We start from the raw sequence: 8,732 nt of genomic DNA, 5'->3' as shown, positions 1-8,732 counted from the left end.
AAGCGCATCACGTCGACGACGTCGAAACCCTGCGCGCCGTAGAACGCAAGCAGGTGCGAAGCGGGATGCGGCGTATCGAGTGCGAGCAGCGTATAGCCGCGCAACGCGGCCCATTGCTCGGCGAACGCCAGCAGCAACGCGCCGATCCCGCGGCTCTGGCCATCGGGATCCCCCGCCCCGATCGGAGACGCCGCACAGCCGCCACGCGCACGGCCATGCGCGACGCCGGCGACACGCGGCGCGCGACCTGCGCGATCGGCCGCTTGCAAAGGATCGCGCTGTCGTAGCGCTTGCCGTCGAAGCGCATCACGTCGACGACGTCGAAACCCTGCGCGCCGTAGAACGCAAGCAGGTGCGAAGCGGGATGCGGCGTATCGAGTGCGAGCAGCGTATAGCCGCGCAACGCGGCCCATTGCTCGGCGAACGACAGCAGCAACGCGCCGATCCCGCGGCTCTGGCAATCGGGATCCACCGCCACCTGCCGCACGCTCGCGACACCTTCGCGCCGGTACAGCGAGCACGCCGACGACGGATCGGTCGCATACAGCGTGGCCGTGCCGATCACGCGCCCGCCGCACACGGCGACGTAGCACTCGCCCGCTTCCGCGCGGCGGCGCGTGACGTCCTCGCTCTGGTCGACGCACGTGCAGTTGAGTCCCATCGCGCCGAGCCGCGCGAACGCGCGATGCAGCATCGGCGTGAGTTGTGCATAACTGTCGAAGGCCGGATCGAAACGCCGCACGATCACCCGATCGGCGCACACGGAAGGCGGCGCGGCAGGTGTGTGTTCGGCGATCGCGTTCCAGGGTATCGACATTGCCTTGCTCCGTGGTTGGGATGCCCGAAGTCTATGAGCGCGCCAACCGCCCTCGCAAGAAAAAATGTCGTAAAAGTTTGGGGAAATGCGTGCGGGAGAGACGATCCCGACCGTGCGTGCCACGGCGCCGCGCGCATCGTTGCGAACGCATGAAAGCGCGCCGATCGTTGTTTGCGCAAGCAATGCGACCTGCGGCCGGATCGCGCGTCGGCGAACACCGTTGACACATGCGGCGGCGCCTTCCAGACTCGCGGATTCCTTCCTTCACCGAGCGCGCTCATGATCACCTGCTTCCTTCGCTACGTCATCGATCCATACAAGCTCGACCAGTTCGAAACGTACGGCAAGATGTGGATTCCGCTCGTCGAACAGTTCGGCGGCACGCATCACGGCTACTTCCTGCCATCCGAAGGGGCGAACAACATCGCGCTCGCGATGTTCTCGTTCCCGAGTCTCGCCGAGTACGAGCGCTACCGCGAACGCTCGATGGACGATCCGGCCTGCCAGGCCGCGTTCCGCTACGCCGAGGAAACACGCTGCATCGTCAGCTACGAGCGCAGCTTCTTCCGGCCGGTGTTCGAGTAACGGGCAAGCGCCCGGCGTATCGCGCCCCCTTTCCTGACCGGGACGAAAAAAAGCCCCGCCTGCATCCGCGCGGCGGGGCCAACCCATGTCAGTAGAGACATCATGGAGGAGACGGGCCCATGTTATCGACCACTGCCCGCCGTCCCAACCAAGCATTTCTGCTATCGATCTGGACGGCCGCGCACACGATTGCCCCTGCCGCACGGCATATCGATAGAACGAAAAGTCGTTTTCAGAGTGGCGGCGGGGTCGTTACCATCTGGTTTTAAGCCTGTGCTTAGCCGGGCAAGCCATTCCCAAGGAGCGCCCCTTGACTGCATTCGATCAACACCGCCGCCCGTTCGTCGTCGGCATTGGCGGTACCACCCGGGCAGCGTCGTCGACCGAACGCGCGCTGTCGTTCGCGTTGCGCGGCGCGCAGGCGGCCGGCGCACGCACGCGGCTGTTCGACGGCCCGTTCCTGCATACGCTGCCGCACTACGCACCTGAACACAAAACGCTGACCGACGCGCAGCGCGACCTGATCGACGCCGTGCGCCAGGCCGACGCGATCATCATCGCGACGCCCGGCTATCACGGCGGCGTCTCCGGCCTCGTGAAGAACGCGCTCGACACGCTCGAGGAACTGCGTGCGGACGATCGCCCGTATCTCGACGGCCGCGCGGTCGGCCTGATCGTCACCGCGTACGGCTGGCAGGCGGCCGGCACCGTGCTGACGTCGCTGCGTTCGATCGTGCATGCGCTGCGCGGCTGGCCGACGCCGTTCGGCGCGACCGTGAATACGCTCGAAACGCGCTTTGACAGTGCCGACAGCTGCTCGGATCCGAAGGTTGTCGCGCAGCTCGAGACGGTCGGCACGCAAGCCGCCGAGTTCGCGCTCGCGTTCGCATCGCATCGCGCGGCTTCGCATGCGGCGTCGGTCGACGCGCTTGCGCCCGTGCTGAAGATCGCCAACCAGTAATTTTCCCGCCTTCCACCGCCCGCGCCCGGCCGACCACGTTCGCCGGCGCGGGCGGTGCGCATTCGGATGAACGGCCACGCGCCGTGCACGCCGACGCTTCTCCCCGCCGGCCCTTCCCCGCGACCCGCGCCGATAACGATTCGGCCCGCTGCGTGATTTGCATTGGCCGAAAGATTGGTTCACGCCGCGAGCGGGTTTTCGTACGCTGAACCTCCGAACTTTCTCCGCGCACGCCATGAACCGTACGATCCGCTACAAGGGCTACGAAGTCGCCCCCGCTGCCGCCCGGTTGCCGAACGGGCTGTTCGCCGCCAACCTGACGATCGAGAAGGCGAGCGGCGGCCCATCGCCGCGCGCCGTTTCGTTCGACGCGATCGATTTCTTCTTCGAGGAAGAGCACGCGCTGGCCTACGCGTCCCGCTGGGGCCGCCTCTGGGTCGACACGAACGCGTGATGCACGCCTGGCCGGCGTCCGCATGGCCGCTCGAAAATACGCGTTTACGGAAGCTATGCAAGAATCTTTCGACCCGTAAACGTATGACAACAGCCATGAGTGACACGCTGCACGAAGAGCATGCAGCCGCAGATCACGCAATGCGCAACTGGACCTTCGAGAAGCACGGTCCGGTACGGATCGGTTCCGATGCGCACATGCAGATGTTCTGTCGCATGCTGCTCGACACACACAACCCGTACAAGCCGGCGGTGATCGACTGGCCGGCGCTCAAGCCCGCCGAGCTCAAACGGCTCACGTCGCTGCCAATCTGGGACATCGCGGTGCAGACCGAAGGCCGCGCATCGATCCGCGTGGCAACCTATGCGGCGACGATCGGCAATCCGCTGCTGCGCCGCGCACTCGAGATGGACGGCGGCGAGGAAGCGCGTCACAAGGTCGTGCTGTCGAAGCTCGTCGAGGCCTACGGCATCCGGCTCGCCCCCGAGCCGGCATATCCTGCGCCGAAAGATCCCGAGTGGTGGTGGATCGTCACGGGCTTCAGCGAATGCATCGACAGCTTCTTCGCGTTCGGCCTGTTCCGTTCCGCGCAGCGCTCCGGCTATTTCCCGCCCGAACTCGTCGACACCTTCGAGCCGGTGATCCAGGAAGAAGGCCGCCACATCCTGTTCTTCGTGAACTGGTACGCGTGGTACTGGCGCTCGCTTCCGTGGTGGCGCCGGCCGTGGTTCTTTGCGCGGGTCGCAGCCGTATGGGTGCATTTGATCCGGGAGCGCATCGGCATCGCGCGCGGCATCGATTCCGACGGCGTTGCACGTGACGCGAACTTCCCGGCGACCGGCACCGGCGACATCGGCGACGCGCTCAACCCGCGCGAGTTGATCGAACTGTGCCTCGCCGAGAACGACCGGCGGATGGCCGGCTACGACAAGCGCCTGCTGCGCCCGATGTTCGTGCCGCGCATGGCGCGGTTTGCGCTGCGGTTTCTCAAGAAGTAGGCAAGCCGTCCAGGACAAGAGTCCCGTTGCCCGGTTGTCAGGTCGGGCAACCGGGCCACGCCCGCTCGGCGATCGAGACCTCGGGCCGCTGAATTCCACCGGGATCCGGCCGTCGGCAACTGCATCGCCTGCATCCGGCCGCGCGGCAAGCGATACGCGGAGGCCGGCGCCTCCGTCCTGTTGGGTGACCCGCGCCCCGGGCCGCGTTCGAACTTCGCTACGCGCTCGTCGTACTTCCACGGCGAGCCACATCACTTGCGGCCGCCCTGCCCGCCACCCGCTCGAAATCGCCCCATCGCATACGGTGCGGGACTGCACCGACCTGCATCGACCTGCATTTGCCTGTCAGATGTGGCGCCCCCGACACACTCACTCGTGCCCTTTTTCTTCGGTGCTTCGGCGCGCGCGGACAAATTGTCACACCCGGAATTTGACGAATCGGGGACGTCGCGGCCGACGCCGGACAGCGTCTTTAACAACCTGTCGCCAGCAGGCGCACCGCCGACGCAGGTCCCGCCTCCCTGACGGGTTCGCCCCGTCTTCGAACCCCATTCGATTGTCACCATCGCGGAAATAGTCAATAGGACAAATTCGAAAGACGAATGATGACGACCCGACCTACCGCCCCGTAGCACTTTTTTACAAATTCGACGAGCCGACCGGCCCGGAACGCCCGTCGCGCGGGCCATCGCAGCGGACGAGATGCGCAAATCAGCACAGCCCGATGTCCTGGTTTTCAAATAAAATTGATTTACAGTTAATCAATAAAATAAACAGAAAATCGGCCACAAAATACAGAATTAACAAATTAACAAGATAGCAATCATATTATCCATTAGCCCACCGACAAACATTACAACAACGAAAGGATTGCTTATCTCGCAAACGTTTGCTATTTCATTTGTCTTACAATTGAACGCGAACGATGTGTGATCTACCGCACAAAACCACCATAACACCATGATTTTTATACGAAAAACAGAATCGCACCTAGAAAATTCAAACCCTACACTAAACATTCTTACAACTTTCCAATACATTCCGAGCCGATACATCAAAACGCGATGTATTAACCATCCTTTAACTTTCAAAACCCTCCATTTATCACTTTTTATCAATCTGAAAAATCCTCCTCCAATAAACTCCGCCCATCAATTTTGAGATTCGCGCGAGCGCACGGAGTATTCCTCTAACGAAAGAGATCAGTGTGTGGCGTGCATATTTGGAGGTAGCAGGACATGAACCGCACATACCGCTCGATCTGGAACGAATCCCTCGGCGCGTGGGTCGCCGCATCGGAACACGACTCGGCACGAGGCAAGCCGAACAAGTCGGCCGTTTTGAAATCGGGCCTGGTCGGCCAAGTCGGAGCCGGCATCGCGCTTGCGCTCGCGCTCGGATTAGCGCCAGCCGAATCGGCGCTGGCGAACAACCTGGCGATCGGTTCGGGGGTGTCGAACGTCTCCACCGGCGCGGCCAACTCTGCGACCAACAACGGCTACAACGCCTCGGCGGGCGCCGACGGCACGAACGCCAACATTGCCATCGGCACGGTGGCCACTGCTGGTGGCTTTGGCAGTACCGCAATCGGTGACACCACGACCGCGTCGGGCCAGGGGTCGACCGCTATCGGCAACATGTCCACCGCATCGGGCGCGCAAGGCACGGCCCTCGGGAACAGCGCGAAAGCGACCAACAGCCAGACGACGGCCATCGGCTACGCGGCAACCGCGTCCGGCAGCGGCGCCATGGCCGTCGGGTATGGCGCAACGGCGTCGAACTCCCAAAGCACCGCCATCGGCGCAGGCGCGACCTCGACGGGCAGCGGGAGCGTCGCGCTGGGTAACGGCAGTACGGATGGCGGGCAATCGAACGTCTTCAGCGTCGGGAACAGCACGACGCAACGCCGGATCGTCAACGTCGCGCCGGGCACCGTGTCGTCGACCAGCACCGATGCGATCAACGGCAGTCAGCTTTATTCGTTGTCGACCTCGACTGCGACGGGAATTTCGTCGGCCAACAGCTCGATCACCTCGCTGTCCACGTCGGCCTCAACCGGCCTGTCGTCGGCCAATAGCTCGATCACCTCGCTGTCCACGTCGACCTCGACCGGTCTGTCGTCGGCCAATAGCTCGATCACCTCGCTGTCCACCGGGCTCAGTTCGACCAACAGCTCGGTCAAGTCGCTGTCAACCGGCCTCAGCTCGACCAACAGCTCCGTCACTTCACTGTCTACGGGCCTGAGCTCGGCCAATAGCTCGACCACCTCGCTGTCGACCTCGACCTCGACGGGTCTGTCGTCGGCCAATAGCTCGATCGGTTCGCTGTCCACCGGCCTCAGCTCGACGAATAGCTCGGTGACGTCGCTGTCGACTTCGACTTCGACCGGTCTGTCGTCGGCCAACAGCTCGATCGGTTCGCTGTCCACCGGCCTCTCGTCGACCAATAGCTCGGTCACTTCGCTGTCGACTTCGACGTCGACGGGCCTGTCGTCGGCCAATAGCTCGATCGGTTCGCTGTCCACCGGCCTCAGCTCGACGAATAGCTCGGTGACGTCGCTGTCCTCGTCGACTTCGACGGGTCTGTCGTCGGCCAACAGCTCGATCACGTCGCTGTCGACCTCGACCTCGACCGGCCTCTCGTCGGCCAATAGCTCGATCGGTTCGCTGTCCACCGGCCTCAGCTCGACGAATAGCTCGGTGACGTCGCTGTCGACTTCCACGTCGACGGGTCTCTCGTCGGCTAACAGCTCGATCACGTCGCTGTCCACTTCGACGTCGACCGGTCTGTCGTCGGCCAATAGCTCGATCGGTTCGCTGTCCACCGGCCTCAGCTCGACGAATAGCTCGGTGACGTCGCTGTCGACTTCCACGTCGACGGGTCTGTCGTCGGCTAACAGCTCGATCACCTCGCTGTCCACCTCGACCTCGACCGGCCTCTCGTCGGCAAACAGCTCGATCGGTTCGCTGTCCACCGGCCTCTCGTCGACCAATAGCTCGGTGACGTCGCTGTCGACTTCCACGTCGACGGGTCTCTCGTCGGCTAACAGCTCGATCACCTCGCTGTCCACCTCGACCTCGACCGGCCTGTCGTCGGCAAACAGCTCGATCGGTTCGCTGTCCACCGGCCTCTCGTCGACCAATAGCTCGGTGACGTCGCTGTCGACTTCGACTTCGACCGGTCTGTCGTCGGCTAACAGCTCGATCACCTCGCTGTCGACTTCGACCTCGACCGGCCTGTCGTCGGCCAATAGCTCGATCGGCTCGCTGTCCACCGGCCTTAGCTCGACGAATAGCTCGGTGACGTCGCTGTCCTCGTCGACTTCGACGGGTCTGTCGTCGGCTAACAGCTCGATCACCTCGCTGTCGACTTCGACCTCGACGGGTCTCTCGTCGGCCAACAGCTCGATCGGTTCGCTGTCTACCGGCCTCTCGTCGACCAATAGCTCGGTGACGTCGCTGTCGACCTCCACGTCGACCGGTCTGTCGTCCGCCAACAGTTCGATCGGCTCGCTGTCCACCGGCCTCTCGTCGACCAATAGCTCGGTGACGTCGCTGTCGACTTCGACCTCGACCGGCCTGTCGTCGGCCAACAGCTCGATCGGCTCGCTGTCCACCGGCCTCTCGTCGACCAATAGCTCGGTGACGTCGCTGTCGACTTCGACCTCGACCGGTCTGTCGTCGGCCAACAGCTCGATCGGCTCGCTGTCCACCGGCCTCTCGTCGACCAATAGCTCGGTCACTTCGCTGTCGACTTCGACTTCGACCGGTCTGTCGTCGGCTAACAGCTCGATCGGCTCGCTGTCCACCGGCCTCTCGTCGACCAACAGCTCGGTGACGTCGCTGTCGACCTCCACGTCGACCGGTCTGTCGTCGGCTAATAGCTCGATCGGGTCGCTGTCCACCGGCCTCTCGTCGACCAACAGCTCGATCGGCTCGCTGTCCACGTCCGCGTCGACGGGTCTGTCGACCGCCAACAGCTCGATCACCTCGCTGTCCACGTCGACCTCGACTGCGATCGATGCCGCGAAGACGCACTACTACAGCGTCAACGACGGTGGCGTGCAGCAAGCCAATTACAACAACAACGGCGCAACGGGCGTCAACTCGCTCGCCGCCGGTGTAGCCGCCACTGCCGCTGGCTCCAGCAGCGTCGCCGTGGGCAATGCTGCGAACGCTGCAGGCGCAAGCGGCGTCGCCGTCGGCAATGCTGCGAACGCAAACGCAAGCAGCGCGGTCGCGATTGGCCCGAACGCCGTCGCGGGCAACGTCGGCAGCGTCGCGCTCGGCAGCGGCTCCGTCACGGACGTGGCCAACCCGACACCTACCGGTACCGTCGGCGGCGTAACCAGCACGTTCGCGGGTGGCAATCCGACGAGCGTGGTCAGCGTTGGCAGTTCGACCAACCAGCGCCAGGTCACGAACGTTGCGGCCGGCTCGATCTCCCCGACCAGTACCGACGCTATCAACGGCTCGCAGCTTTATGCAACCAATGTGGCCGTTGATTCGCTGTCGACGACGTTGTCGTCGTCCAGCAGCGCAATCTCGTCGCTGTCGACTGGCCTGAGCTCGACCAACAGTTCGGTTACGTCGCTGTCCACTTCCACGTCGACGGGGTTGTCGTCGGCCAACAGTTCGGTCACGTCGCTGTCGACCTCGACGTCGACGGGTCTGTCGTCGGCTAACAGCTCGATCACGTCGCTGTCCACTTCGACGTCGACCGGTCTGTCGTCGGCCAACAGCTCGATCGGTTCGCTGTCGACGGGCCTCAGCTCGACGAACAGTTCGGTGACGTCGCTGTCCACTTCCACGTCGACGGGGTTGTCGTCGGCCAACAGTTCGGTCACGTCGCTGTCGACCTCGACGTCGACGGGTCTGTCGTCGGCTAACAGCTCGATCACGTCGCTGTCCACTTCGA

At 63.5% G+C, this 8,732-nt stretch carries 5 protein-coding genes and 2 pseudogenes; 5 read left to right on the top strand and 2 right to left on the bottom strand.

All coding sequences use genetic code 11. From position 1 onward, the window contains the following. A pseudogene (locus tag G3O00_RS44195) lies at window positions 1-137 on the bottom strand (N-acetyltransferase); the annotation flags it as partial. A gap of 47 nt (window positions 138-184) precedes the next feature. Continuing rightward, window positions 185-817, bottom strand: a pseudogene (locus G3O00_RS36845) (GNAT family N-acetyltransferase); the annotation flags it as partial. A gap of 279 nt (window positions 818-1,096) precedes the next feature. On the opposite strand from G3O00_RS36845, the gene G3O00_RS36840 reads away from it, so the two are divergent. The 5 genes from G3O00_RS36840 to G3O00_RS36820 form a co-directional block, all read left to right on the top strand. Next, window positions 1,097-1,402: an NIPSNAP family protein gene (locus tag G3O00_RS36840; protein ID WP_021157098.1), complete on the top strand. Its 306-nt coding sequence runs from the start codon at window positions 1,097-1,099 to the stop codon at window positions 1,400-1,402. Window positions 1,403-1,712: 310 nt separating this feature from the next. Next, window positions 1,713-2,363, top strand: coding sequence for an NAD(P)H-dependent oxidoreductase (locus G3O00_RS36835; protein WP_041493184.1), 651 nt, complete (start codon window positions 1,713-1,715; stop codon window positions 2,361-2,363). Window positions 2,364-2,598: 235 nt separating this feature from the next. Continuing rightward, window positions 2,599-2,817, top strand: coding sequence for a hypothetical protein (locus tag G3O00_RS36830; protein WP_011354057.1), 219 nt, complete (start codon window positions 2,599-2,601; stop codon window positions 2,815-2,817). A gap of 95 nt (window positions 2,818-2,912) precedes the next feature. Continuing rightward, complete coding sequence (locus tag G3O00_RS36825; RefSeq protein WP_206145951.1) at window positions 2,913-3,815, top strand: ferritin-like domain-containing protein; 903 nt, start codon at window positions 2,913-2,915, stop codon at window positions 3,813-3,815. Window positions 3,816-5,053: 1,238 nt separating this feature from the next. Beyond that, window positions 5,054-8,732: ESPR-type extended signal peptide-containing protein (locus G3O00_RS36820; protein ID WP_277399365.1), on the top strand; the 3,679-nt coding region annotated here is incomplete at its 3' end.

This window comes from Burkholderia sp. Ac-20384, assembly GCF_017104605.1.
Classification (GTDB): Bacteria; Pseudomonadota; Gammaproteobacteria; order Burkholderiales; family Burkholderiaceae; genus Burkholderia; species Burkholderia lata.
This window is presented reverse-complemented; position numbering and strand designations above follow the sequence as displayed.

What these genes read in the sequence shown, in the direction of transcription:
- G3O00_RS36840 (WP_021157098.1), top strand. Translation starts at nt 1,097, where the DNA reads ATGATCACCTGCTTCCTTCGCTACGTCATCGATCCATACAAGCTCGAC.
- G3O00_RS36830 (WP_011354057.1), top strand. Translation starts at nt 2,599, where the DNA reads ATGAACCGTACGATCCGCTACAAGGGCTACGAAGTCGCCCCCGCTGCC.
- G3O00_RS36825 (WP_206145951.1), top strand. Translation starts at nt 2,913, where the DNA reads ATGAGTGACACGCTGCACGAAGAGCATGCAGCCGCAGATCACGCAATG.